Source organism: Methylobacterium sp. DB0501, assembly GCF_011043735.1.
Taxonomy (GTDB): Bacteria; Pseudomonadota; Alphaproteobacteria; order Rhizobiales; family Beijerinckiaceae; genus Methylobacterium; species Methylobacterium alsaeris.
The window spans coordinates 47,764-71,780 of sequence record NZ_JAAKGV010000009.1 but is presented as its reverse complement, the minus strand read 5'-3'; the positions used below and the strand labels follow the sequence as shown (position 1 = coordinate 71,780).

Here is a 24,017-nt window from a genome sequence, read left to right as displayed (position 1 = left end):
TCCAAGCATAAGGGCACCGGCTGGAGCCGGCCAGGATGCCCGGGGATGCGGCGCGGCTCGAACGGGCCCGCCGCACGGGGGAAGCGCCACGTGAACTACACGCTCGATTTCGGGCCGGTCGTCGCGGGCCTGCCCGACCTCCTGAAAGGCTGCGCCGGCACGCTGTTCCTCGCCATCTCCGGGATGGCGATCGCGCTCGTGATCGGCATCGTCGGCGTCGTGCTGCGCGATTCGCCCGTGCGCCCGCTGCGCTGGTCCGTCATCGCCTTCGTCGAGCTGATCCGGAACACGCCGTTCCTGGTCCAGATCTACTTCGTGTTCTTCGCCCTGCCGCTGGTCGGCCTCCGCCTCGCGCCGACGCCGACCGCCATCATCGCGCTCGGGCTGAACGGCGGCGCCTACGCGATCGAGATCATCCGCGGCGGCGTGCAGTCGATCCACAAGGGCCAGGTCGAGGCCGGCTTCGCCCTCGGTCTGAACAAGCGCGACGTCTTCCGCTTCATCGTGCTGCGCCCGGCGCTCCGGGCCGTCTACCCGTCGCTGACCGGCCAGTTCGTCATGCTGACCCTGACCACCAGCATCGCTTCGGCGATCGCCGCCTACGAGCTGACCTCGGTCGCCAAGCTGATCGAGAACGAGTCGTTCCGCAGCTTCGAGGTCTACGGCACGATCACGATCCTGTACTTCCTCCTGTCCTGGCTGATGATGCGCGCCTTCGGGCTCGTCTCGCGCCGGTACTTCAGCTACCCCGTGAAGTAGGGCGCGACGATGGGCTGGCCCGAATTCCTGTTCCTGCTCGAGGGCATGAAGTGGACGATCGCGCTCTCGGCGATCGGCTTTGCCGGCGGCGGCATCGTCGGCCTCGCCGTCGCGCTCGCCCGCACCTCGGGGCGGCCGGTGCTGGAGCGCGCGACGGCGGCCTATGTCAGCGTGTTCCAGGGCACGCCGCTCCTGATGCAGCTCTTCGTGGTCTATTTCGGCCTCGCCCTGATCGGGCTCGACCTCGCCCCCTGGGAGGCGGTGGCGGTCGGCTTCACGCTGCATGCCAGCGCCTATCTGGGCGACATCTGGCGCGGCGGGATCGAGGCCGTGCCGCGCGGGCAGAGCGAGGCCGCCCGGGCGCTGAGCCTCGGCTACGTCTCGCGGATGAAGGACGTGATCCTGCCGCAGGCCTTCCGCGTCTCGCTGCCGGCGACGATCGGGTTCCTGGTGCAGCTCATCAAGGGCACGTCGCTCGCGTCCATCGTCGGTTTCACCGAGCTGGCGCGGGCCGGCAACATGGTGTCGAACCAGATCTTCAAGCCGCTGCTCGTCTTCGGCATCGTGGGCGCGATGTATTTCGCGCTCTGCTGGCCCCTGTCGCTCTACGGCTCCTGGATGGAGCGGCGCCTCGCCGCGCCCTCCCGGTAGCCGAGCCTCTCACGAATCCGCAAATCTCACGAAGCAACAGGGGAGGACACCATGGAACGCCACAGCCTCAGCCGCCGCACGCTCATCGCGGGGGCGGGCGCCGCGCTCGCCCTGCCGGCCCTGATGACCGGCCGGGCGCTCGCCATCACGCCCGAGCAGATCAAGAAACGCGGGCGCGTCATCATCGGCATCCAGGGCGACAACCCGCCCTGGGGCTTCGTCAACAGCACCGGCAAGCAGGAGGGGATCGACGCCGATATCGGCGAGCTCTTCGCCAAGGAACTCGGCGTGCCGGTCCAGTTCATGCCGCTCGAAGTCGCGAACCGCATCCCGGCCCTGACCTCGGGCCGCTGCGACGTGCTGTTCGCCACGATGGCGATGTTCCCCGACCGCGCCAAGGCGGTGCAGTTCTCGAAGCCCTACGTCGCCAACCAGATCGTGCTGCTCGCGCCCAAGACCGTGGCGGTCAAGTCGAACGCCGACATGGGCAAGCTCACCATCGCGGTGCCCCGCGCCGCGGCCCAGGACACCGAGGTGACGCGCAACGCGCCGCCCGGCACCAACATCCTGCGCCTCGACGGCGACGCCGCGGCGATCCAGGCCGTGGTCTCCGGCCAGGCGCAGGCGGTCGGCGGCAACATCTTCTACATCCGCCGCCTCGACGAGGCGAAGCCCGGCGTGTTCGAGCAGAAGCTCACCTTCACGAACATCTACAACGGCGCCTGCACGCGGCTCGGCGAGAAGGAGATGAACGCGTTCATCAACGACTTCATCGACAAGATCAAGGCGAACGGCGAGCTGAAGAAGATCACCGACAAGTGGATGAAGGCCGAGCAGCCGCCGATGCCCGAGCGCATCGAGGGCGTCCCCTTCACCGCCAGCTAGCGCATCGCCCGATCGCATGGCGATCGGGCGATGCTTGAGGTCTTTCATTTTTGCCGCATTTTCTGCGACGAACCGGCATCCGCTTCGTCGGAAAACGCTCTTGGCGGGAGGACGATCCAGTGTCACCGAACCAGGCGGCCGGCCCCCTCATCGCGATGCACGGAGTGGACAAGTGGTACGGTGACTTCCACGCCCTCAAGGGCGTGACCCTGGAGGTCCGCCGGGGCGAGAAGATCGTCCTGTGCGGGCCCTCCGGCTCGGGCAAGTCGACGCTGATCCGCTGCATCAACCACCTGGAGACGATCCAGAAGGGGCGGATCGTGGTCGACGGCACCGCCCTCGACGATTCGGCGCGGGCCGTCGACGCGGTGCGACGCGAGGTCGGCATGGTGTTCCAGAGCTTCAACCTGTTCCCGCACATGACGGTGCTGGAGAACTGCACGCTGGCGCCGATGCGGGTGCGCGGGACGCGCAAGGCCGAGGCCGAGGCGACGGCGCGCCGCTACCTGGAGCGGGTGCGCATCGGCGAGCAGGCGGGCAAGTACCCGGCGCAGCTCTCGGGCGGGCAGCAGCAGCGCGTGGCGATCGCCCGGGCCCTGTGCATGGAGCCCAAGGTGATGCTGTTCGACGAGCCGACCTCGGCCCTCGACCCGGAGATGGTCAAGGAGGTGCTCGACACCATGATCGGGCTCGCCCGCGACGGCATGACGATGGTCTGCGTCACCCACGAGATGGGATTCGCCCGCCAGGTCGCCGACCGGGTGATCTTCATGGCCGACGGCGCGATCCTGGAGGAGGCCACCCCCGAGGCCTTCTTCCGCAGCCCGCAGCACCCGCGGGCGCGCACCTTCCTGGGCGAGATCCTGGCGCATCACTGACCCGGCATCGGCCGGCACGGAGAACCACCATGAGCGAGCCGGTCATCTTCGTGCTGAACGGGCCGAACCTCAACCTGCTCGGCGAGCGCGAGCCGGAGATCTACGGGCACACCACCCTCGCCGAGATCGAGGCGGCCTGCCGCGCGCGGGCCGCGACCCACGGCCTGGGCCTCGAGTTCCGCCAGACCAACCTCGAAGGGGTGCTCATCGAGAGCGTGCACGAGGCCCGCAGGCGCGCCGCCGGCATCGTCATCAACCCGGCCGGCTACAGCTTCACCTCGGTCGCGCTGCTCGACTCGCTCAAGATGTTCGACGGCCCGAAGATCGAGCTGCACATCTCGAACATCCACCGGCGCGAGGAGATCTACCACCGCTCGCTGGTCTCGCGGGCCGCCACGGCCGTCATCGCCGGGCTCGGCCCGGGCGGCTACGGGGTGGCGCTCGACGCGATGCGCCTGCTCCTGGACGAGCGCAGGACCTGAGGCACGGGCTCCCGCCGACGGCCGGGGTGGGCGATCGTCGTATCCTCCGTCGCGCCCGAGCGGGCCGACATGTATGGTGCCGAGACCGTGCTGCCGGCCGGCCAGGAGCGCGGCGTGGGTCTCGGTGGGCGTGCCGGCCTTGTCGGGCTCGATCGGCACGGCATTGGCCGCGCGCTCGACGCGCCCCGCATCCGAGGAGCAGGTGGTCGAGGTAGAAGGCGAGATCGACGACCGGCTCGCCGGTCCAGGGATCACCGTCGCGGGCCTGGCGATCGTCGGCATCGACCGGCAGCGGATCTCGCTCGACGCCCTCGTCTCTTCGCCATGGCGACGCTCCCGATCCGCCGGGATGTCGGCTCAGATCTCCGCCCCCAGCTCGGACGACAGGCGCTCGGCGGCGTCGCGGAGCCTCGGCGCGAGGAGGCCGGCCTGCTCGGCGGTGAGACGCGAGGACGGGCCCGAGAGCGCCAGCGCCCCGATCAGTCTGCGCCCGGCGCCGAAGACCGGCATCGCCAGCGAGGCGACGTGCGGGTCGGTGATGCCCGAGGTGTAGAGCGGCAGCGCGGGGGTCGCCTGCGCGCCGGCCCGGTCGCCGAAGGCCGCCAGCACCTGGGCGATCGCCGACTGGTCCATCGGCCGCATGTCGCCCGGCCGCACGTTCATGCGCAGAGGATAGGGCGAGTCGGCCCGGAACAGGCACAGCCGCTGGTTGCCGCGGCGGATGTAGAACGACGCCGTCTCCATGGATTCAGCGGCGAGCCGCTCCAGCACGGGAACCACCCTTTCCTCCAGCGCGAAGGATTGCTGGTAGACCGAGCCGATCCGCGCCGCCTCGACGCCGAGGCGGTAGCGCCCGTCGTCCAGCCGCTCGATGAGGCCGAACTTCTCGAGCGAGATGCACAGCCGCATGATGGTGCTCTTCACCAGTTCCGTGCGGCGGGCGAGCTCCGTCAGTTCGAGCGCGTCGTCGCCGCGCTGGAACGCGGTCAGGACGGTCAGCACCCGCTCGGCCGAGGCGACGCCTTCGAGCTTGGGTCTCGGTCGGGCCTCTTTCTGCATTCGTCACACGCTCACGGTTGTCGGGCTTCGCGGTCGCCTCCCTTAGCGGCGCCGCGCGCCGCCGCCAAACTGCCGGAGAGGGCGCCTCCCCCCTGCGGCGTTCGCGGCGGAGACCTGATGCTTGACCCGTCCGGGCGACGCATGTAGGCAAATTGAAACGCCGTTGCAAAAATAATAGGGAGCAGGCGCCATGACGCGGGCAGGGCCGGCACGGCCGGATTTCTCACCACCGGCCTCAGTCGACGAGGCGACGCTGCATCGCAAGATGATGTGGCGCATCCTGCCGTTCCTGTTCGTCTGCTACGTGATCAGCTACCTCGATCGTGTGAATGTCGGCTTCGCCGCGCTGACGATGAACAAGGATATCGGTCTCTCGGCGACCGCTTTCGGCGTCGGCGCCGGCCTGTTCTTCTTCGGCTACTTCATCGCCGAGATCCCCAGCAACCTGATCATGATGCGCGTCGGCGCCCGGATCTGGATCGCCCGGATCATGATTACCTGGGGGCTGGTCTCGGCGGCGACGGCCTTCGTCACCGGCCCGGTGCAGTTCGGCATCGCGCGTTTCCTGCTGGGCCTCGGCGAGGCCGGGTTCGTGCCGGGCGTGTTCCTGTATCTGAGCCTGTGGTTTCCCTCCGCGGTGCGGGCGCGGGCGACCGCCTTGTTCCTCCTCGGCATCCCGGTCGCCAACATCCTCGGCTCGCCGATCTCCGGCGCGCTGATCCAGCTCGAAGGGTTCGGCCTCAAGGGCTGGCAATGGCTCCTCATCCTCGAGGCGGTGCCGGCAATGGCCTTGGGCATCGCCTGCGTGTTCGTCCTGACCGACCGGCCCGAGAAGGCGGCCTGGCTGTCGCCCGCGGAGCGCGACGCCCTGGTGACCCGCCTCGCGGCCGAGAAGGCCGCCATCGAGCGGAAGCACGCGATGACGCTGACCCAGGCGTTGCGGAACTGGCGCGTCTTGATGCTGGCCTGCATCAACTTCTGCGCCATTGTCGGCTCGCTCGGCATCGGCCTGTGGCTGCCGCAGATCATCAAGCAGCTGGGCTTGGCCACCTCCCTCGTCGGGGTGGTGACGGCGATCCCCTATCTCTGCGGCGCGGTCGCCATGGTGGTGTGGGGCCGGATGTCGGATCGCGGCAGCGACCGGACGATCTACCCGGCGATCTCGCTCTTCGTCGGCGCGGCGGCCCTGCTGGCGAGCGCGGTCACGCCCACGCCCCTCCTCACCATCGCGGCGCTCTGCGTCGCCGTCATGGGCATCAACTCCTTCGTCGCCACCTTCTGGGCGGTGCCGTCGGGCTTCCTCACCGGGCGCGCGGCGGCCGGCGGGATCGCCATGATCGTGTCGATCGGCAATCTCGGGGGCTTCGCCGGGCCGTACATGATCGGCCTGGTGCGCGATCTCTCGGGCGGGTTCACCGCGCCCCTGCTGGCGGTCGGCGCCTGCCTGCTGATCGGGGCGTTCCTGATGCTCGCCTTCGGCCGGCGCGTCCGCCGCGCCGACCTCCCGGTGGCGGTCCCGGCCTGACGTCATGATCCCGCGCCTCGCCTCCGGCCCCGAGACGGCGCCGCTCCACGCGGCCTTCTGCGCCGAATTGCGGGCGCGGGGCTTTGCCGGCGACCTGTCGCTGTCGCGCGCCGACCGCACCGTGCTGGCCACCGACAACTCGATCTACCAGCTCACCCCGCAAGGCATCGCCTTCCCGCGCGACCGCGACGACCTCGTGCGCATCGCCAGGCTGCTCTCCGAGGATCGCTTCGCGGAGGTGAGGATCGCGCCCCGCGGCGGCGGCACCGGCACCAACGGCCAGTCCCTCACCGACGGGCTCGTGGTCGACCTGTCGCGGCACATGAACCGGGTCCTGGCGATCGACCCTGAGGCCCGCACGGTCCGGGTCGAGGCCGGCGTGGTCAAGGACCAGCTCAACGCGGCGCTCAAACCCCACGGGCTGTTCTTCGCCCCCGAACTCTCGACCTCGAACCGCGCCACGATCGGCGGCATGATCTCCACCGATGCGTGCGGCCAGGGCTCGTGCCTCTACGGCAAGACCCGCGACCATGTGCGGGCGCTGACCACGATCCTCTCCGACGGCACGGTCTGGCATTCCGAGCCCCTCGACGCGGCCGGGCTCGCGGCGGTGCAGGCGAGGGACGACCGGGCCGGGGCGATCCACCGGGACCTCGACCGGATCCAGCGCGAGAACGCGACGCTCGTCGCCGAGCGGTTCCCGCCGCTCAACCGCTGCCTCACCGGCTACGACCTCGCCCATCTCCGGCGCGCCGACGGGCTGTTCGACCTCAACGCCGTCCTGTGCGGCTCGGAAGGAACCCTCGGCTTCCTGGCGGAAGCGACCCTGAACGTCCTGCCGCTGCCGAGCCACGCGGCCCTGGTCGTCCTGCGCTATGCCGGCTTCGACGCGGCCTTGCGCGACGCGCGGGCGCTCGCCGATCTCGCGCCCGCCTCGATCGAGACGGTCGATTCGACGGTTCTGGCTCTGGCACAGGGCGACCCGGTCTGGGACGGCGTCGCCGCCTTCTTCCCCGAGGATGCGGGCGGGCGGGTCCGCGGCGTCAACCTCGTCGAGTTCGTCGGCGACAGCGAGGCCGCGGTCGCGGGACAACTCGCCCGCCTCACCGCCATGCTCGATGCTGCAGGACAAGGGGCCGGGCAAGGGGCCGGGCAAGGGGCCGGGCAGGCGGCGGGGCGGCGCGGCTACACGGTGGCGCGGGGCGAGGCCGAGATCGGCCGGATCTGGACCATGCGCAAGAAGGCGGTCGGCCTCCTCGGCAACCGGACCGGCGAGGCGCGCCCGATCGCCTTCGTGGAGGATACCGCGGTCCCGCCGGACAACCTCGCCGACTTCATCGCCGAGTTCCGGGCCGTCCTCGACGGCCACGGCCTCGATTACGGCATGTTCGGCCACGTCGATGCCGGCGTGCTCCACGTCCGCCCGGCGCTCGACATGAAGGCGCCCGGCGCGGAAGCCCTGGTGCGCGCGGTCACCGAGGAAGTCGTCGCGCTGACGCAGAAATACGGCGGCCTGCTCTGGGGCGAGCACGGCAAGGGCGTGCGCTCCGAGTTCTCGCCCCGGTTCTTCGGCCCGCTCTACCCGGCGCTCCAGGCGGTGAAGGCCGCCTTCGACCCGAGGAACCAGTTCAACCCAGGCAAGATCGCGGCGCCCGACGGCGACGCGCTGCTGACCATCGACGGCGTGCCGACCAAGGGCGGCCACGACCGGGCGATCCAGGCCGCGGTGCGGGCTGCCTACGACGAGGCGTTGCACTGCAACGGCAACGGCGCCTGCTATTCCTGGGACCCGGACGAGGCGATGTGCCCGTCCTGGAAGGGCACGCGGGAGCGCCGGCACTCGCCCAAGGGGCGCGCCCAGCTGATGCGCGAGTGGCTGCGGCGGCTCGCCGCCCAGGGGATCGACCCGTCGGCGGAGGCGCACGCCGTCCGCGCCCGCCCGGGCTGGCGCGGCTTCCCGGCCCGCCTCGCCGCGACCCTGCGGCGGCGCGACGACGACTTCTCGCACGAGGTCCACGAGGCGATGGCGGGTTGCCTCGCCTGCAAGTCCTGCACGGGCCAATGCCCGATCAAGGTCGACGTCCCGACCTTCCGGGCGAAGTTCCTGGAACTCTATCACGGCCGCTACCTGCGGCCCTTGCGCCACCACGCGATCGCGGCCCTGGAGCCGCTGGCACCCCGGCTCGCCCGGGCGCCACGCCTCGTCAACGTCGCGACGAGGCTCGGGGCGGGGAGGGCGATCGGTCTCGTCCACGCGCCGGCCCTGTCCGGTCTCGACCTCGGTCGGGAGATGGCGCGCCGGGGCGTGGCCCCGGCCGATGCGGAAGTGCTGGCGCGGCTCACGCCGGCCGAGCGGCGCTCACACGTCGTCGTGGTGCAGGACGCCTTCACCAGCCACTACGACACGCCCGTCCTCCTGGCGCTCCTCGACCTGCTGATCGGGCTGGGGATCCGGCCCTGGCTCGCGCCCTACCGTCCGAACGGCAAGCCCTTGCACGTCCACGGCTTCCTCGGCCGCTTCGCGCAGGTCGCCGCCCGGAACGCCGAGGATCTCGGCCGGCTCGCCGCGACCGGCGTGGCGCTGATCGGCCTCGACCCGTCGATGACCCTGACCTACCGCGCCGAATACAGGCAGGCCCTGCCGGGGCGCGACCTGCCGCAGGTGCGGCTGGTGCAGGAATGGCTCGCCCAACCATGGCTTGCCGCGCGCCTCGACGCCCGCGTCGCCGAGCCGGACGGCGAGCCCTACCGGCTGCTGCCGCACTGCACCGAGCGGGCGACGGCCCAAGCGGCCGTGGCGGCGTGGGAAACCGTCTTCCGGGCCTTCGGCCTGCGCCTCGCGATCCTGCCCTCGGGCTGCTGCGGCATGGCCGGCACCTACGGCCACGAGGCCGAGAACCGGGCCACCTCCGAGCGGATCTACGACCTCAGCTGGGCGGAGCCCGTGGCGCAGCATGGCCGGACCGGCCGCCTCCTCGCCGACGGCTATTCCTGCCGCTCGCAGGCCAGGATCGTCGACGGCGTGCGGCTGCCGCACCCGGTCGAGATCCTGCGCGACCGCCTGACGACGACGATTCCCGCGCCCCGCCCCGCGGCGGCGGCGCACTGACCCCGACATCACCGGAGACCACCATGCAGGAGACCACCATGGCAGAGCGGACGCAGTTCAGGTTCGGCCTCGTCGGCTACGGCGAGATCGGCAGCACCCTCGGGGCGGGCCTGCGCGGCGCCGGCCTGGACAGCATCGCCTGCTACGACCGATACGCCTTCGACGGCCCCTATGCCGACCTGATCCAGGGCCGGGCGCGGGAGGCCGGGGTCACCCTGGTGCGCTCGAACGCCGAGCTCGCCGAGGCCGCCGACCTGATCGTCAGCGTGACGCCGGGTGCGGCCTCGCTCGAGAGCGCCGAGGCCTTCGCGCCGGTGCTGACCGGCCGCCACACCTTCCTCGACTTCGCCTCCGCCACCCCGAAGGTGAAGCAGGGCGTCGCCGAGCGGCTGTCGGCCACCGGCGCGCTCCTCGGCGACGGCGCGATCGAGGGCACGCCGCTGCACGGCTATGCCATGCGGATGCTGTCGAGCGGGCCGGCCGGCGAGCGCGTGCGCGACCTGCTGGTGCCCTGGGGGATGCAGATCGCCTTCATGGGCCCGGCGCTCGGCACGGCCTCCGGCATCAAGATCCTGCGCTCGGTCCTGATCAAGGGCATCGAGGCCCTGCACGACGAGATGCTGCTCGCCGCCCGGCAATACGGCATCGACGAGGTCGTCCTCGCCTCCGCCTCGAAGACCCTGGCCCGGCCCTGGATGGACACGGTGCAGAGCCTGACCCCGTCCGGCGTCATCCACGCCCGGCGCCGGGCCGAGGAGCTGGAGATGTCGGCCGAGGCGGTCGCCGATTCCGGCGTCGAGCCGATCATGGCCCGGGCCATCGCCCAGCGCCTGCGCTGGAAGGAGAGCCTGGGGCTCAAGGACCATTTCAAGGGCGTCGTGCCCGCCACCTACCAGGAGGCGCTGGATGCGATGGCCGAGAAGGCGGGGCTGAAGGCAGTCAAGCCGGCCTGATCCAAGATCTTTCAGGGTCTATTTTTCGCCTACATTACTCACATTCTCCATCGTCATTCCGAGTCCGAGTATCGGAGCCCGGAATGACGGGCTTGTTCTCAGGGCCCCGGAGCCAAGCAACACTTTCAACTTCGGATGATTCCAATGCCCATCGGCTTCAAGATCCATCCCCGCACCCGCACCGTCGACGCCGCTACGGTCGAGAAATTCAAGGCCATCGCGGTCGCCAACCTCAGCGACTCGATGAGCCGCATGGTCCATGGCGGGGCGCGGCTTCGCCCGATGCATGCCGGCGGCGTGCTCTGCGGCGTCGCCCTCACGGTGAGGACGCGCCCCGGCGACAACCTGATGGTCCATGCCGCCCTCAACCGCGCCAGGCCCGGCGACGTCCTCGTCATCGATGCCGGCGGCGACCTCACCAACGCGCTGATGGGCGAGCTGATGCTGGCCCACGCCCAAGCGATCGGCGTCGCCGGCGTGATCCTGAACGGCGCCGTGCGCGATTCCGCCTGGATCCGCGCCAACGCGCTGCCGGTCTTTGCGGCCGGCGTCACCCATCGCGGCCCCTACAAGGACGGGCCGGGCGAGATGAACGTGCCGGTCGCCCTCGACGGGATGGTGATCGCGCCGGGCGACCTCGTGGTCGGCGACGACGACGGCGTCGTCTGCGTGCCCTTCGACCAGGTCGAGGCGGTCTACGCCGCCGCGAACGCCAAGCAGCAGGGCGAGGCCAGAACCATGGCGGCCATCAAGGCCGGCACCGTCGATCGGTCCTGGGTCGAGCGCGCGCTCGAGAAGGCCGGCTGCGAAGGCCTCTGACCCCACCAGCCTCGAAGAAACCGACACCAAACGGGAGGACGGGACGTGAGCGCCATCATGGATGACCCGCAGACCCTCGAGGCAACGACCATGCGCCGGGTGATCCTCCGGCTCGTGCCGTTCCTGATGGTCTGCTACTTCTTCGCCCTGCTCGACCGGGTGAACGTGGGCTTCGCCGCCCTGCAGATGAACCAGGATCTCGGGCTCACCCCGGCGATGTTCGGCTTCGCCGCGAGCCTGTTCTTCGTCTCGTACTTCCTGGTCGAGGTGCCGAGCAACCTGGCGCTCCAGCGCGTGGGAGCGCGGCGCTGGATCGCCCGGATCATGATCACCTGGGGCCTCGTGACGATGGGCATGGCCTTGGTGACCGGGCCGCACTCGCTCTACGCCATGCGCTTCATCCTGGGTGCGGCGGAGGCCGGGTTCTTCCCGGGTGCGATCCTCTATCTCACCTACTGGCTGCCGGGCCGGTACCGGGCGCGGGTGCTCGCCACCTTCACGGTCTCGATCCCGCTCGCGACCTTCCTCGGCTCGCCGCTCTCGGTCTCGCTGCTGGAGCTGCACGGCTGGTTCGGGCTCAAGGGCTGGCAGTGGCTGTTCGTGCTGGAGGGCCTGCCGACCGTGCTGCTGGGCATCGCCTGCCTGTTCGTGCTGACCGACAAGCCGAAGGACGCGACCTGGCTCGAACCCGCCCAGCGCGACTGGCTGGTCTCCCGCCTCGCCGAGGAGGCGGCGGGCAAGACCCCGGTCGGCCACATCTCGCTCTGGGGCCTGCTGCGCAACAAGTACTTCCTCACCATGGCGCTGGTCTGCGCCGGGGCCTCGGCCACCGGCAGCACGCTCTCGGTGTGGCAGCCGCAGATCATCAAGTCGTTCGGGCTCACCAACCTCCAGACCGGCTTCGTCAACTCGGTGCCGTACGGCATCGCGACCGTCCTGATGATCCTGTGGGGCCGCCACTCGGACCGCCGGGCGGAGCGCACCTGGCACACCGCGATCCCGCTGCTGCTCGCCGGAACCGGCCTCGCCGCGCTCAACCTCGCGGGCGGCATCACGATGACGATCGTGGCGGTGTCGTTCGCGCTCGTCGGCGCCTACGCCTTCAAGGGGCCGTTCTGGGCCCTGTCGGCCGGCTGGCTCTCGGCCGGCACCCTGGCGGCGGGGCTCGCCGGCATCAACGCCATCGCCAACCTGATCGGCGGCGGCCTGATGGTGAACGTCGTCGGCCTGGTGAAGACCGCGACCGGCAGCTTCGCCCTCGGCCTCCTCCCGGTGGCGCTCCTCGACGTCGCCGCCGCCGTCAGCGTGCTGGTGATCAGCCGCTCGCATGCCCGCACCGTGCGGGCGCAGGCGGTCCCGGCCTGATCGCGCGATCCCGATTCTGCGAGGCCCCCGATGTTCTTCTCCCCCCCGCCGGCCGTCACGGCCGACATGTTCACCCGCCTGCCGGATCGCTACCGCAAGGCCAAGCCCACGGCCTGGGCCGACGCCAACCGCGGCGGCGAGGCGATCGGGTCCTTCCTCGAAGGCCCGGTCTTCGACCGCCAGGGCCGGCTCTACGTCACCGACATCCCGCACGGCCGGATCTTCCGCATCGCGCCGGACGGGACCTGGGACCTCGTCGCCGAGTATGACGGCTGGCCGAACGGGCTGAAGATCCATCGCGACGGGCGGATCTTCATCACCTGCTACAAGCGCGGAATCATGCGGCTCGATCCCGACAGCGGATCGGTGACGCCGTTCCTCGAAACGGCCGGGTCGGAGGGATTCCGGGGCGTCAACGACCTCACCTTCGCGCAAAACGGCGATCTCTACTTCACCGACCAGGGCCAGACCGGCCTCCAGGACCCGACCGGCCGGGTCTACCGCCTGCGCGCGTCCGGCGAGCTGACCTGCCTGATCGACACCGTGCCGAGCCCCAACGGCATCGTCGTCGACACCGCGATGAAGAACCTGTTCGTCGCGGTGACCCGGGCGCAGCAGGTCTGGCGCATCCCGCTGAACGCCAGCGGGCTGGTCTCGAAGGTCGGGGTGTTCGCGCAGCTGCACGGCGGGTTGGGCGGGCCGGACGGCATCGCCCTCGACGCGGAGGGCTGCCTGATCGTCGCCCATACGGGCTTCGGCTCGATCTGGCGCCTGTCGCCGGTGGCCGAGCCCTTGCTGCGGGTCAAGTCGCCTGCCGGCCTCTCGACCACCAACGTCGCCTATGGCGGGCCCGACCGAAGGACCCTGTTCATCACCGAATCCGCCACCGGCAGCATCCTCACAGTTCCGATGCCGGCTCCCGGCCAGCCCCTGTTCTCCCACGCGTGAGAGTGTCGATGAGCACGATGACGCGGCGCGACCACCTCGCGCTCCTGGCGACCGGCGCATTGGCGGCCGGCTTCGCCCTCGGCGGCGCCGGCCCGGCCGCCGCCCAGGCCGTGCGCTGGTCCGGCGGCACCGGCAGACCCCAGATCACGGTCCCGGCGAACGCCGCGGACTGCCACCACCACATCTACGATTCCCGCTTCCCCCCGGCGCCGGCCGCGACCCTGCGGCCGCCGGATGCGAGCGTCGCCGATTACCGCGCGCTCCAGCGCCGGCTCGGCCTCACCCGCAACGTCGTGGTGCAGCCTTCGACCTACGGCACCGACAACCGGCTGCTGGTGGAGTCGCTGAAGGCCTTCGGGGCGAGCGCGCGGGGCGTGGCGATGCTGGATGCGAGCGTCACCCCGGAGGACTTGCGCCGCCTCGACGAGGCCGGGATCCGCGGCGTGCGCTTCGGGACGCGCCTGCCGGGGGGCGCCCCGATCACCGATCTCGAACCGGTCGCCCGCAAGATCGCCGATCTCGGCTGGCACATCCAGCTCGTCTCCGAGGGCGAGAAGATCGTCGAGTTGAAGGACGTGCTGGAGCGCTTGGCCGTCCCGGTGGTGTTCGACCATATGGGCCACCTGCCCGAGCCCGCCGGGCCCGACCACCCGGGCTTCCGGGTGATCGCCGACCTCGTCGCCACCCGCGGCGCCTGGGTGAAGCTCACCGGGGCCTACATTCTGTCGAGGTCGGGCCCGCCGGTTTACGCCGATCGCGGCCGGCTCGCCCGCGCCTATGTCGCCCTCGCGCCCGAGCGGCTGGTCTGGGGCTCCGACTGGCCGCACCCGACCTTCCCGGCCGAGGGCAAGCCGGACGATGCCGGCCTCCTCGACCTCCTGGCGGAGTGGGCGCCCGATCCGGCCGTGCAGGCCAGGATCCTGGTCTCGAACCCGGCCCGGCTCTACGGCTTCGGATAATTTCCCCAAGGATGCCGTGCGACGAAGACAAGTCATTCGAAATTCGAATGCCTGCTTCGCAATGCGGATTTCGGCTTCGCTCAGACACCGCGCGGACTGGTGATCCCATTTCCGGAAGCCATCGTCCGGAACCGGCATCACGGGCTCCCCTCTCCCGTGTGGGAGAGGGGAGAAGCGCTTTATCGCCGATCGACAACGACGAACACGAAAGGGAGGTCACCATGACGGTTCTTGCCCCGTCGCGACGAGACATGCTGAGAGCCGCCGGCGCTCTGGCCGCCGCCGCCTTGCCCGTCGGCGGCATCCGCGCCCAAACCGCCGTGCCGTTCTCCGCCGGCACCGAACGGCCGAAGACCGAGGTGCCGGCGCAGGCCTGCGACTCGCACATCCACATCTTCTCGACGCGCTTTCCCGCCTCGCCGCATTGGAAGGGCCAGCCGGTCGCCGACAGCGATGTCGCGGCCTATCGCCTGTTCCAGGCGCGGATCGGGACGAGCCGCACGGTCGTCGTGACCCCGTCCACCTACGGCATCGACAACCGCGCCACTCTCGACGGCGTGGCGCAGCTCGGAACGTCCGCCCGCGCCATCGTGGTCGTCAACCTCGACGTGACCGAGGCCGCGCTGAAGGACATGGCCGCCCGCGGCGCGGTCGGCATCCGGGTCAACTTCGTGACCCCGCAATCCTGGGGCGTCACCACGGCCGAGCGCCTGGAAGCGATGGCCCGGAAGGTCCACCCCCTCGGCTGGCACGTCCAGGTCTACATGACCGGCGACCAGATCGCCGACCACGCCGAGGTGCTGGCACGCCTGCCGACCCCGCTCGTCATCGACCACCTCGCCCGCCTCCTGCCCGGGCAGGGGCTGAACCACCGCGCCGTCCCGGTCGTTCGCCGGCTCCTGGACGGCGGTCGGACCTGGATGAAGCTGTCGGGTGCCTACCTCAACACCACGAGCGGCCCGCCGGCCTACGCGGACGCGACCGAGGTCGCGAAGCTTTTCGCGAAGGCAGCGCCGGAGCGCATGGTCTGGGGCAGCGACTGGCCGCATCGCGGCGAGAAGCACATGCCGGACGATGCCGGCCTGTTCGATCTTCTCGCCGAATGGGCCCCGGGCGAGGCCGCGCAGCGGCGCATCCTCGTCGACAACCCGGCCGCCCTGTACGGCTTCGGCACGTCCTGATGTGTAAATTTTGACGGGCAAGTCCTGACCGGCATGGCCCGGTCAGGCCGCGTCGTCCGCAACGTAGGAGGGAAGGCCGTTGCCGAAGGACCAGTCGTCCCGCGCGTTCGGCGACAGGACGACGATCACGTCCTCCGGGCGCAGGCCGGGACTCGCGACGAGGTTGTCGGTGATCGCCCGGTAGAGCGCCTTCTTCTGCGCCATGTCCCGCCAGTTCCCTGCGACGATGGTGATGATGACGATGTCGTCGGTGCGGCGAAGGCCGAGGTAGGCAGCGTCGTAGACCAGCTCGTCCCGTGCGTGCTGGTGGATGAGCTGAAAGCGATCGTCGGCGGGCACACCGTAGGCGTCGATCAAACCACGATGGACGCCGTCGGAGATGGCGCGGATATGCTCAGGCGACTTTCCCTTGATGAGCGAGATGCGGGTGAGGGGCATGGAAGCTTCCTCCGTAGGACGGCCGCACGCCGCCGCAGGCTTGACGAGCCATGCCTACCGGGGCACGATCATTCTGAAAATTTGAAATTACCCAAGTCATACATCGGCAAGATTGAACGATGGCGGCCCGCATCAACCTCGACATGGATGTGCTCCGGACCTTCGTGACCGGGTTCGAGCTCGGCAGCTTCGCCCGGGCGGCCGAGCGTCTGGGCCGGTCGCAATCCGCCGTCAGCACGCAGCTCCGGAAGCTGGAGGAGCAGGTCGGGCAGCCCCTCGTGCAGAAGGCCGGGCGCGGCCTCGCCTTGACGGCCGCCGGCGAGAGCCTGCTCGGCTACGCCAAGCGGCTGCTGGATCTTAACGACGAGGCGGTCGACCGTCTCCGCGGCACGGACCTCGAAGGCTGGGCGCGGCTGGGCCTCGCGCAGGATTTCGCCGAAAGCTGGCTCCCGGCGGTGCTCAAGCGGTTCTCCCGGGCCTATCCGAGGGTGCGCCTCGACGTTCAGGTCGGGCCCGGCGCGCAATTGAGCGACAAGACGCTCAAGGGCGATCTCGACATCGCGCTGGTCTGGGGCGACGGCGGCGACGCTCCGCACGCGCGACGGGTCGGCGAGTGGCCGATCCACTGGGTCGGCCAGCCGGATTGGCCGGGCCTGGCGAGCCTCGGCGGGGAGCCGATTCCCTTCGCGGCCTTCGCGCCGCCCTGCACGTTCCGGTCCGCGGCCGTGGCCGCCCTCGACGACGGCGGATTGCCGTGGCGGCTGGTCTTCACGAGCCCCAGCCTCTCGGGTCTCTGGGCCGCCGCCGAAGGAGGGCTCGGCATCACCGCGCGGACCGTCGTCGGCCTGCCGAAGACGTTGCGCGTGCTCGATCCGGTCTCGACCGGTCTGCCGGCCTTGCCGAACGCGCCGCTGACTCTCCACCAGGCGGAAGCCGAGCTATCGCCGGCCGTCGCACGGCTCAGCGAGATCTTTCTCGAGACGATCCGGGAGCGTGCCGCGTGACCGATCGCGCCTGCGCCTTGACCGATCCGAACGTCGCCCGGACGGCTCGGGCAGGGCTGACGAGACTGCCGACAGGGACGGACCACCCTCCGTGCCAAACCGCACGTCGGACCCGGCGCCGGGCGAAACGTTCGATTTCATAGAAGTCTGATTTCTTATTTTTCAAATTTACCGAAGAGATGACCGGATATAGCCCTGTCCCAACACGGACCGCACGGGCGGCTGGGAGCGGAAGGACGAGCGATCATGCCCTTCGTCAACGTCAAGGTGGCGGGCCAGCCTCTCGCGCAGAGCCAGGTCGCGTCGATCCAGGCGGGCCTCACCGCCCTGATGGCCGATATTCTCCACAAGGTCGGCCCGCTGGTCGGCGTGTTGATCGAGGAGGTCCCGCGGGCGGGATGGAGCCTCGGCGCCGCGCCGGTCGCGAGCGCCGCGCAGGTGGATGCCATCATCAGCGCCGGGACCAACACGCCCGAGGAGAAATCGCGCTTCATCGCCGAGACGTACCAACTCCTGAAGACCGTCCTCGGCGCGGGCCTCGCCGAGGTGTCCTACGTCGTCATTCACGAGGTGCCGAAGGACAGCTGGGGGTATGGCGGCCTGACCCAGGCCTACCGGGCCGAACGCCGCTGAAGACGCTCCCGGACAGCGGGAATCGGCGCCCGGAGCCGCGCAGGCCTCGGGCCGACCTCTCTCCCCGACGCGAGGACAGCCCCCGGCGACACCGAGCCGGTTGCAGCGTGCTGGGCACGTCGCGCCGAAGGACGCGCCATGCCCTCTGAGATGAGGCCTGAGCCTGCCCGCCTTCCTGCGAGCCTACTTCCCCGTGAAGAGCGCCGACTGGCCGGGCAACCGCCCGCATCCGCTGGCAAACGGCTCCGCCGCCGAGCTCGCGATGCTCTCAACATACGACATCATGAATCAGGCGCTCTGCATGGCCGCCACGGTCGCCCCCGACGCGCCGAGACCGCCGCCAATCCATGGCTGCCGGATGCCGATCTCGCCCTCCCTGTGCGGGCCTTCCGGCGCGCTGGGTCCAGGACGCACACCACTGGTTCCGCTGCCACAAGCGCGGCCGGCCATTCCTCAATCTTGCGGATCGCCTCGGGGTGCAGCCGGTGCGCTTCGTCGGGATCGTTCGTTCCGAGGTTGGCCATCACGGTCCACTTGCCCACCAGCGGGCGCAGGCGGGCCGGCACGCCCTTGCGAGCATCGTAGACGCCGTTGTGGTGGGATTGGGATTGGGATTGCCCCGTTTCTGCGGTTCTTGCTCATTTTGCGTGGATCAGGCAGCCAGAACCATGCGGCATTTCAGGAGATTGAGGCCTGCCCGTCCGTAGCATTGGCGCTTGATGAGCTTGAGCCGGTTGACCTGGCCTTCCGCCTGGCCGCTACTCCACGGCTCCGTGAGAGCAGCCCGGACGGCAGCGATGTCCGCCTCCAATCCCGAGGCGAACGTCGCGATGGCAGGAGCGTCGCAGCTCCGGGCTTGCGTGATCCAGGCGGAGATGTCCGCTGCGGCGTCCGCATCCTGATCATCGGTGACGGTCTTGCCCTTCCCTGCGGCGCGCACCAGGGCCGTGAAGCGGCCAGCCAGACCCGTGACTGTCCGTGCGGTGTCATCCTGCTCGACGCGTCTCACCACAGCTGCGTCGCTCGCATCCAGGCCTGCACCTCGCCAAGCCACGCGTGCGCCGGGCGCGCGGCGCGAGGAGGTTCATAGGCGTCTCGGCGAAGGTCCGGCGTCGGCAGGCCGGGTTGAGGCAGTAGAACCGCCGCACCTCGATGCGGAGCGTGGTCCGGGATGCCGATAGCGGCAGGTCGGCGGGATGGCGGTGATAGCGGCTATGGACGGACCGGCTCGCCTGCCCGCAATCGGGACATCGGCCGCTGGCTGCGTCCAGCCGCAACGGGATGACCAGGTGATCCTCATGCTGCTCTACGAACCGCGCGACATGGCACTCGGGGATGGCGAGGGGGATATCCATGTCCTCCACGATGGGGGGGAGGGCGGGCCTGCCCATCAGCGGCCCGGGTCAATCCACCGCTATCCACGCAAAACGAACAAGAACCACCAATCCGGGGCAATCCCAGATCACCTCGTCCGTGCCGAGGAGATGGATCTCGTGGTCGCGCACCAGAGCAGCGATCTGGTCCGCGCTAATCCCTGCCTCCGGCCCCTCGCTCAGCAAGCGCCGTGCTTGATCGACGAGCCGGTGCGCTTCGGCGATGTGAGCGAGCACCCGCCGATCGGCCGTCGGGCCGTCGTTGGTCTGGAGGGAGCGGATGACCTCGGTCTTGAAGCGGCCGGTTCGCACATTGACGAGAGCCGCCAGCGCCTCCGGCCAGGGGGGCGGAGCTGGTTTGCCAGCGAGATCGTCGGGCAGGGGAAAGCGAAACTCGTAACGGCCGGCGCGGCGCTGAACGAACTTCATGCGGCCCATCGTACTTGGTCCCGTAGCACGCGAGTGTAGCACACGCCGACGGGTAAGCACCTGAAAACCAACAGATTCTGGGATTGCAATGACTTAGCCACCGCATGGCGCGCCCTACGGGACTCGAACCCGTGTTTTCGCCGTGAAAGGGCGACGTCCTAGACCGCTAGACGAAGGGCGCTCAAGCGGGACGAGGGGAGCTATAGTGGGGTTCGGCCGGGAGGGCAACCGGATTGATGGGCTTGACGGGACACGAGGGCTCGGTCTTGTCGGCGCTTGGTGGGGCCGTGAACGCGGGCGGGACAACGAGATGACGACGAGGCAGGGGCCGCGCGCGGGTGGGCCGGGCAAGGTCGGGCAAGGCAAGTTCGGGCAGGGCAGGCCCGCGCAGGGGCGGTTCGGCCAGAGCAAGGGCGGCGCGGGGCGGCGGCCCGGCGGCGAGGCGTGGGGCGAGGGCGACGGGCCGGCGGTGCTGTATGGCTGGCATCCGGTCTCGGAGGCGCTGCGCAACCCGAAGCGGGAGCTGCGGCGGCTGCTCGCCACCGAGAACGCGGCACTCCGCCTCGCCGAGGAGGTGGGCGAGTTGCGGATCCCCCCTGAGATCGTCAAGCTCGGCACCATCACCGGGCTGCTCGGGCCGGACGCGGTGCATCAGGGGCTGTACCTCGAGGCGGAGCCCCTGGCGGGCCCGGCCTTCGACACGCTGCCCGACGACGCGGTGCTGCTCGCCCTCGACCAGATCACCGATCCGCACAATGTCGGCGCCATCGTGCGCACGGCGGCGGCCTTCGGCGTCACCGCCATCGTCACCACGGCGCGGCACTCGCCGACGGTCACCGGCGTGCTGGCGAAATCCGCCTCGGGCGGGCTCGAGCACGTGCCGTTCGTGGTGGTGCGCAATCTCGCCGAGGCGCTGATCGAGCTCGGCGAGCGCGGCTTCACCCGGGTCGGGCTCGATTCGGAAGCGCCCGAGACCCTCGACGCGGTCGGGCCGAAGACGCCGCTCGTGGTGGTGCTCGGGGCCGAGGGCAAGGGCCTGCGCCAGCGCACCCGCGAATGCTGCGACGTGATGGCCCGCATCCCGTTCCGCGGCGCGATCCAGAGCCTCAACGTCTCGAACGCCGCCGCGATCACCCTCTACGCCCTGATGCCCCGCGCCTGACGGAGCAGGCGCGGAAGCGGCGCGTCAGCGCCAGAACGGGCGCACGTCGATCAGCGCCGCGTGCGCCTTGGCGGCGTCGGCCAGAAGGTGCCCGGTGCGCGCCTCGGTGTCGGCGGTGGCCATGCCGGCGGCGAAGACCGCGCCTTCCGGCGCGCCCCTGGCGAGGTCGGCCGCGAGCGTGTGGGCGGTGGCGATGTCGTTGAGGTCGCCGAGGTGGTCCTGCAGGTCGGCCAGGGCCTCGACGAAGACCTTGTGGCGCCGGGCGGCCTTCTTGCCCGAATCCTTGCCGGTATAGAGCGCGGCGAAGAACTCTGCGCCGTAGCGCAGCTTCTTGGCGGCGATCCGGACCTGGTGGCGCGCCTCGGGGTCGAGCTCGGCGAGGTGGCGGCCGCGCTTCTTCACCTGGCGGCGGCGGCGCTCCAGCTCCTCGGTGGCGAAGGCCCGGGCCGGGCCGTCGCGGCGGGCGGCGTGCGGGTTGTCGGGGCCGAGCCAGGGGCCGGCCTCGATCCAGGCGACGAGATCGAGCAGGTGGTCGCGCCACTCCCGGCTCTCCAGCACCGCCCGGACGACGTTGTGGGCGGCCTCGCGCTCGGTCTCGAGGTGGCGCTCCAGGATCAGCAGGCCGGCCTCGTCCGGACGCCGCTCGCGCTCCCGCGGCAGGGTCTTGCCGAGATAGACGTCGAGGTTGCGGGCATGCCCGAAGGGCTCGCTCAGGCGCTTCAGCTCGGCCTTGATCCCCGGCATGCGCCGGTCCTCGATCACCACGCCGAACAGCGAGAAGGCCGAGCGCAGGCGGCGCAAGGACACCCGCAGCTGGTGCAGGGCCTCGACGTCGCGGCGGGCGAGCAGCACGGTCTCGTTGAGCCGCATCTGGCGCAGGCAGGCATAGGCCACGGCCTGGAACGCCCGGGCGGCACTCATCTCCGGATCGAGGGCCACCGGCTCGGCCTTCACGGCGCGGCCGAGGCGGCCCCTGACCAGGGCCTCGCCGCGCTCGGACTTGCTCAGCACGCCGAGGCGCAGGGGCACGTCGGCGGCGAGCGACCGGGCGAGGTCGAACAGGGCCGCGGGCGCGCCGCCGGTCAGTTCCAGCTCCAGCTCGCTGACCGGCGAGACGCGGTCGTCCGGCCCCCAGACCCGGCCGCGGTCGAGGGCGACCTCGATGCGGCTGCCGGCCGGTCCGGTATCGGCGAGGCGGCGCATGCTGCGGGTCACCGTGGAGGTGTAGACGGGCGCGAGGTCCTTCGCGTCGTCGAGGAGACCGGCGACGGGGGTGCCGGCGAAGGCGGCGGGCTCCGGCTCCGGCCCGGCGACGGGGCTCTCCCATTCCGGCCGGTCGAACAGGCCGGCGGCGGCCGGGCCTTGCGCCTTCACGGTCTGGATGTGGCGGTCGCCGTCGCGGCGGACCCGCAGGGTGAGGCCGGCCTCGCGCAGGCGGCCGTCCGGCGTGTCGTAATAGACGGAGGTCAGCTCGGACTCGGTCCAGTCCCCGGCGAGCAGCGGATGCTCCCGCAGGCGTGCGAGGTCGGAGGCCTCGACATCCAGCTTCAGCTCGGTCTCTCGCGGTTCGCTCGTCACGGCGGTCCTGATCTCCCGTTCGGCCCTCTCCCGCTCACGGGGGGCGTTCGAGAATCATGGACGAGGCGGAAGGTTTCGCAAAGGCCGCCGCGAAGCGACGCCTTTTTCCGGTGAAATCCGCCCCGGGGGCGGACGCGCCCCGGAGAATCGGGCGCGTCAGCGCGCTCGCAGATGGGCGAGAAGCTTCTCCGCCCCGGCCTCCGGCGTCCCGTCGTTCATCACCACGAGGTCGGCGGCGACCGAGGCCGAGCGGGAGAGCCGCGCCCCGAGATCGCCGTCCTCGCGCCGGCCGCGGGCGGCGAGGCGGGCGGCCAGAACCTCGGGCGGGGCGGTGACCTCGACCACGGTGACGGCGGGCAGGCGCCGGCGCGCCTCGGCCACGACCCGGCGCGAGACGTTGCAGACGACGACGTGCCCGTCGCGGGCGAGCGCCGCATTCTCCGCCGGCAGGGCGTAGCCGAGATTGTGGGCGCGCCAGGACAAGGCGAAGCGCCCCGCCGCCTCGCCCTCCGAAAAGTCCTCCTCGCCGATCGTGTCGTTGTCCTCGTGGACCGAGGGCGGGCGGGTGACGAGGCGGCGCGGGAAGACGTAGCGGGGATCCTCCGCCAGGGCCTCGCGGGCGAGCCGCAGGAGGGTGTCCTTGCCGGCCCCGCTCGGGCCGACGACGAGGACGAAGCCGCCGGTTCCCATCAGGCCACCCGCTGTCCCTGGCGCCAGACCTGGCGCACGACCGGCACGCCCTCGGCGAGGCGCACCCGCACGAGGTCGGCGCGTAAGCGCGGGGCGATGTGGCCGCGGTCGTCGAGGCCGGTGGCCCGGGCCGGGTTGGCGGTGACCGTCGCGATCGCCTCCGGCAGGGCGATGGACGCGACACGCTCGGGCAGGCCGAACGCCGCCATCAGCAGGCTCGCCGGGACGTAGTCGGAGGAGAGCACGTCGAGCAGGCCTTCGCGGGCCAGGTCCTCCGCCGCGACGTTGCCGGAATGCGAGCCGCCGCGGATCAGGTTCGGCGCGCCCATCATCACGGTGATGCCGGCCTCGTGGGCGGCATGCGCCGCTTCCACGGTCGTGGGGAACTCCGCGAGGCGCACGCCCTCTCCCTTCGCCATGGCGACGTCGGCGAGGGTGGTGTCGTCGTGGCTCGCCAGCGCGATGCCGCGCTCTCGCGCCAGCGCCACCAGGGCCGGGCGGTTGACCGCGTTGAAGGCCTCCCCGTCGCGGATCTTCAGTGCGGTGTTGGCCTGGATCTCGACGATCGAGCGGCCGCCCCGGGTGGCGTAGGTGTAGTATTTCTCGATGTCGCGGAACTGGCGCTGGCCCGGGGTGTGGTCCATCAAGGAGATCAGCCCGACGGGGTAGAGCGTCGTGAAGTCCCGCACCGTGTCGAGCAGGTCGGCGGAGGGGATCTCGCAGCGCAGGTGCGTCCGGTGCTCGGCGCGGAAGAGGTCGGCGCCCTTGGCGGTCTCGATCGCACCGGCGAGCTGCATCAGCTCGGGGCCGAGCCCGCTGCCGTCCGGGTCGCTGCCGGCGCGCAAGGAATCGAACACCGTGGTGATGCCCGACGCCGCGATCTGCGCGTCGTAGGCGAGCACGGCGCCGAGCGGGTGCCAGCGCACCTTGGGGCGGGGCGCGTAATGGCTCTCGAGGTGGTCGGTATGCAGCTCGACGAGGCCCGGGATCAGGTGGTCGCCGTCGAGGTCGAGGCCGCGTTCGGGCGCCCGGCCCTCGCCGATCTCGGCGATGCGGCCGTCCACCATGGCGAGCCAGCCGCGCTGGACCCGGTCGGGCAGCACCAGGGTGGCGTTCTCGAGGATCCGGTCTTGCATG

24 protein-coding genes, 1 tRNA gene and 1 pseudogene are annotated in these 24,017 nt (G+C 70.7%); 16 read left to right on the top strand and 10 right to left on the bottom strand.

Annotated elements, in window-relative coordinates; translation table 11 throughout:
• Positions 1–90 precede the first annotated feature (90 nt).
• The 5 genes from G4G93_RS14895 to G4G93_RS14875 all read left to right on the top strand — a co-directional run bounded on the left by G4G93_RS14895 (position 91) and on the right by G4G93_RS14875 (position 3,655).
• A complete protein-coding gene (locus G4G93_RS14895; RefSeq protein WP_165085379.1) occupies positions 91–759 on the top strand; it encodes an amino acid ABC transporter permease in 669 nt (222 codons plus the stop codon).
• 9 nt (positions 760–768) lie between these two features.
• A complete protein-coding gene (locus G4G93_RS14890) occupies positions 769–1,410 on the top strand; it encodes an amino acid ABC transporter permease (protein WP_165085184.1) in 642 nt (213 codons plus the stop codon).
• Between the two features lie 51 nt (positions 1,411–1,461).
• The gene (locus G4G93_RS14885; RefSeq protein ID WP_165085182.1) at positions 1,462–2,295 is read left to right on the top strand and encodes a transporter substrate-binding domain-containing protein; all 834 of its coding nucleotides are present in this window, start codon (positions 1,462–1,464) and stop codon (positions 2,293–2,295) included.
• Positions 2,296–2,450: 155 nt separating this feature from the next.
• Positions 2,451–3,173, top strand: a complete 723-nt coding sequence (locus tag G4G93_RS14880; RefSeq protein WP_165085377.1) for an amino acid ABC transporter ATP-binding protein — start codon at positions 2,451–2,453, stop codon at positions 3,171–3,173.
• Between the two features lie 29 nt (positions 3,174–3,202).
• Positions 3,203–3,655 carry a type II 3-dehydroquinate dehydratase gene (locus G4G93_RS14875; RefSeq protein WP_165085180.1) on the top strand — a complete coding sequence of 151 codons (453 nt, stop codon included), beginning with the start codon at positions 3,203–3,205 and terminating at the stop codon, positions 3,653–3,655.
• A gap of 357 nt (positions 3,656–4,012) precedes the next feature.
• On the opposite strand, the gene G4G93_RS14870 is transcribed toward G4G93_RS14875, so the two are convergent.
• Entirely contained in the window at positions 4,013–4,714 is a 702-nt protein-coding gene (locus G4G93_RS14870) for an IclR family transcriptional regulator (RefSeq protein ID WP_165085179.1), read from the bottom strand.
• A 190-nt stretch (positions 4,715–4,904) separates the two neighbouring features.
• Here G4G93_RS14870 and G4G93_RS14865 point away from each other — a divergent pair, with 190 nt between their 5' ends.
• From G4G93_RS14865 to G4G93_RS14830, 8 genes are all read left to right on the top strand, one after another.
• Positions 4,905–6,239 (top strand): MFS transporter, encoded by a 1,335-nt coding sequence (locus G4G93_RS14865; protein WP_165085177.1) that lies wholly within the window; start codon positions 4,905–4,907, stop codon positions 6,237–6,239.
• A 4-nt stretch (positions 6,240–6,243) separates the two neighbouring features.
• Positions 6,244–9,348, top strand: a complete 3,105-nt coding sequence (locus G4G93_RS14860) for an FAD-binding and (Fe-S)-binding domain-containing protein (RefSeq protein ID WP_165085175.1) — start codon at positions 6,244–6,246, stop codon at positions 9,346–9,348.
• 38 nt (positions 9,349–9,386) lie between these two features.
• On the top strand, positions 9,387–10,301 hold the full coding sequence (locus G4G93_RS14855) for a DUF1932 domain-containing protein (RefSeq protein WP_165085376.1): 915 nt from the start codon (positions 9,387–9,389) through the stop codon (positions 10,299–10,301).
• A gap of 144 nt (positions 10,302–10,445) precedes the next feature.
• Positions 10,446–11,120, top strand: coding sequence for an RraA family protein (locus G4G93_RS14850; RefSeq protein ID WP_165085174.1), 675 nt, complete (start codon positions 10,446–10,448; stop codon positions 11,118–11,120).
• 57 nt (positions 11,121–11,177) lie between these two features.
• Positions 11,178–12,485 (top strand): MFS transporter, encoded by a 1,308-nt coding sequence (locus G4G93_RS14845; RefSeq protein WP_206289798.1) that lies wholly within the window; start codon positions 11,178–11,180, stop codon positions 12,483–12,485.
• Between the two features lie 30 nt (positions 12,486–12,515).
• Positions 12,516–13,433, top strand: a complete 918-nt coding sequence (locus tag G4G93_RS14840) for an SMP-30/gluconolactonase/LRE family protein (RefSeq protein WP_165085172.1) — start codon at positions 12,516–12,518, stop codon at positions 13,431–13,433.
• 8 nt (positions 13,434–13,441) lie between these two features.
• Entirely contained in the window at positions 13,442–14,392 is a 951-nt protein-coding gene (locus tag G4G93_RS14835) for an amidohydrolase family protein (RefSeq protein WP_165085170.1), read from the top strand.
• Between the two features lie 251 nt (positions 14,393–14,643).
• Positions 14,644–15,573 (top strand): amidohydrolase, encoded by a 930-nt coding sequence (locus tag G4G93_RS14830; protein ID WP_246736784.1) that lies wholly within the window; start codon positions 14,644–14,646, stop codon positions 15,571–15,573.
• Between the two features lie 42 nt (positions 15,574–15,615).
• Here the strand turns inward: G4G93_RS14830 and G4G93_RS14825 are convergent, their stop codons facing one another.
• A complete protein-coding gene (locus G4G93_RS14825; protein WP_165085167.1) occupies positions 15,616–16,011 on the bottom strand; it encodes a tautomerase family protein in 396 nt (131 codons plus the stop codon).
• Between the two features lie 119 nt (positions 16,012–16,130).
• Here G4G93_RS14825 and G4G93_RS14820 point away from each other — a divergent pair, with 119 nt between their 5' ends.
• Positions 16,131–17,015 carry a LysR substrate-binding domain-containing protein gene (locus G4G93_RS14820; protein ID WP_165085165.1) on the top strand — a complete coding sequence of 295 codons (885 nt, stop codon included), beginning with the start codon at positions 16,131–16,133 and terminating at the stop codon, positions 17,013–17,015.
• Positions 17,016–17,261: 246 nt separating this feature from the next.
• Positions 17,262–17,648 carry a tautomerase family protein gene (locus tag G4G93_RS14815; protein WP_165085164.1) on the top strand — a complete coding sequence of 129 codons (387 nt, stop codon included), beginning with the start codon at positions 17,262–17,264 and terminating at the stop codon, positions 17,646–17,648.
• A 281-nt stretch (positions 17,649–17,929) separates the two neighbouring features.
• On the opposite strand, the pseudogene G4G93_RS36755 reads toward G4G93_RS14815, so the two are convergent.
• The 5 genes and pseudogenes from G4G93_RS36755 to G4G93_RS14795 form a co-directional block, all read right to left on the bottom strand.
• A pseudogene (locus G4G93_RS36755) lies at positions 17,930–18,232 on the bottom strand (DUF6538 domain-containing protein); the annotation flags it as partial.
• A gap of 68 nt (positions 18,233–18,300) precedes the next feature.
• On the bottom strand, positions 18,301–18,657 hold the full coding sequence (locus G4G93_RS14810; RefSeq protein ID WP_165085162.1) for a transposase: 357 nt from the start codon (positions 18,655–18,657) through the stop codon (positions 18,301–18,303).
• Positions 18,635–19,003: a transposase family protein gene (locus G4G93_RS14805; RefSeq protein ID WP_165085160.1), complete on the bottom strand. Its 369-nt coding sequence runs from the start codon at positions 19,001–19,003 to the stop codon at positions 18,635–18,637. Before G4G93_RS14805 ends, G4G93_RS14810 begins: the two co-directional genes overlap by 23 nt.
• 48 nt (positions 19,004–19,051) lie before the next feature.
• On the bottom strand, positions 19,052–19,450 hold the full coding sequence (locus tag G4G93_RS14800; protein ID WP_165085159.1) for a DUF6538 domain-containing protein: 399 nt from the start codon (positions 19,448–19,450) through the stop codon (positions 19,052–19,054).
• Between the two features lie 105 nt (positions 19,451–19,555).
• Positions 19,556–19,631, bottom strand: a tRNA-Glu gene (locus tag G4G93_RS14795).
• Positions 19,632–19,760: 129 nt separating this feature from the next.
• On the opposite strand from G4G93_RS14795, the gene rlmB reads away from it, so the two are divergent.
• Positions 19,761–20,612 (top strand): 23S rRNA (guanosine(2251)-2'-O)-methyltransferase RlmB, encoded by an 852-nt coding sequence (gene rlmB / locus G4G93_RS14790; protein WP_165085158.1) that lies wholly within the window; start codon positions 19,761–19,763, stop codon positions 20,610–20,612.
• Positions 20,613–20,636: 24 nt separating this feature from the next.
• Here rlmB and G4G93_RS14785 read toward each other — a convergent pair whose 3' ends face one another.
• The 3 genes from G4G93_RS14785 to G4G93_RS14775 all read right to left on the bottom strand — a co-directional run bounded on the left by G4G93_RS14785 (position 20,637) and on the right by G4G93_RS14775 (position 24,016).
• Positions 20,637–22,190 carry a CYTH and CHAD domain-containing protein gene (locus G4G93_RS14785; RefSeq protein WP_165085156.1) on the bottom strand — a complete coding sequence of 518 codons (1,554 nt, stop codon included), beginning with the start codon at positions 22,188–22,190 and terminating at the stop codon, positions 20,637–20,639.
• Between the two features lie 156 nt (positions 22,191–22,346).
• The gene (phnN, locus tag G4G93_RS14780; protein WP_165085154.1) at positions 22,347–22,880 is read right to left on the bottom strand and encodes a phosphonate metabolism protein/1,5-bisphosphokinase (PRPP-forming) PhnN; all 534 of its coding nucleotides are present in this window, start codon (positions 22,878–22,880) and stop codon (positions 22,347–22,349) included.
• Positions 22,880–24,016 carry an alpha-D-ribose 1-methylphosphonate 5-triphosphate diphosphatase gene (locus tag G4G93_RS14775; RefSeq protein ID WP_165085153.1) on the bottom strand — a complete coding sequence of 379 codons (1,137 nt, stop codon included), beginning with the start codon at positions 24,014–24,016 and terminating at the stop codon, positions 22,880–22,882. The genes phnN and G4G93_RS14775 overlap by 1 nt, the downstream gene beginning before the upstream one ends.
• Between the last annotated feature and the right edge of the window lies 1 nt (position 24,017).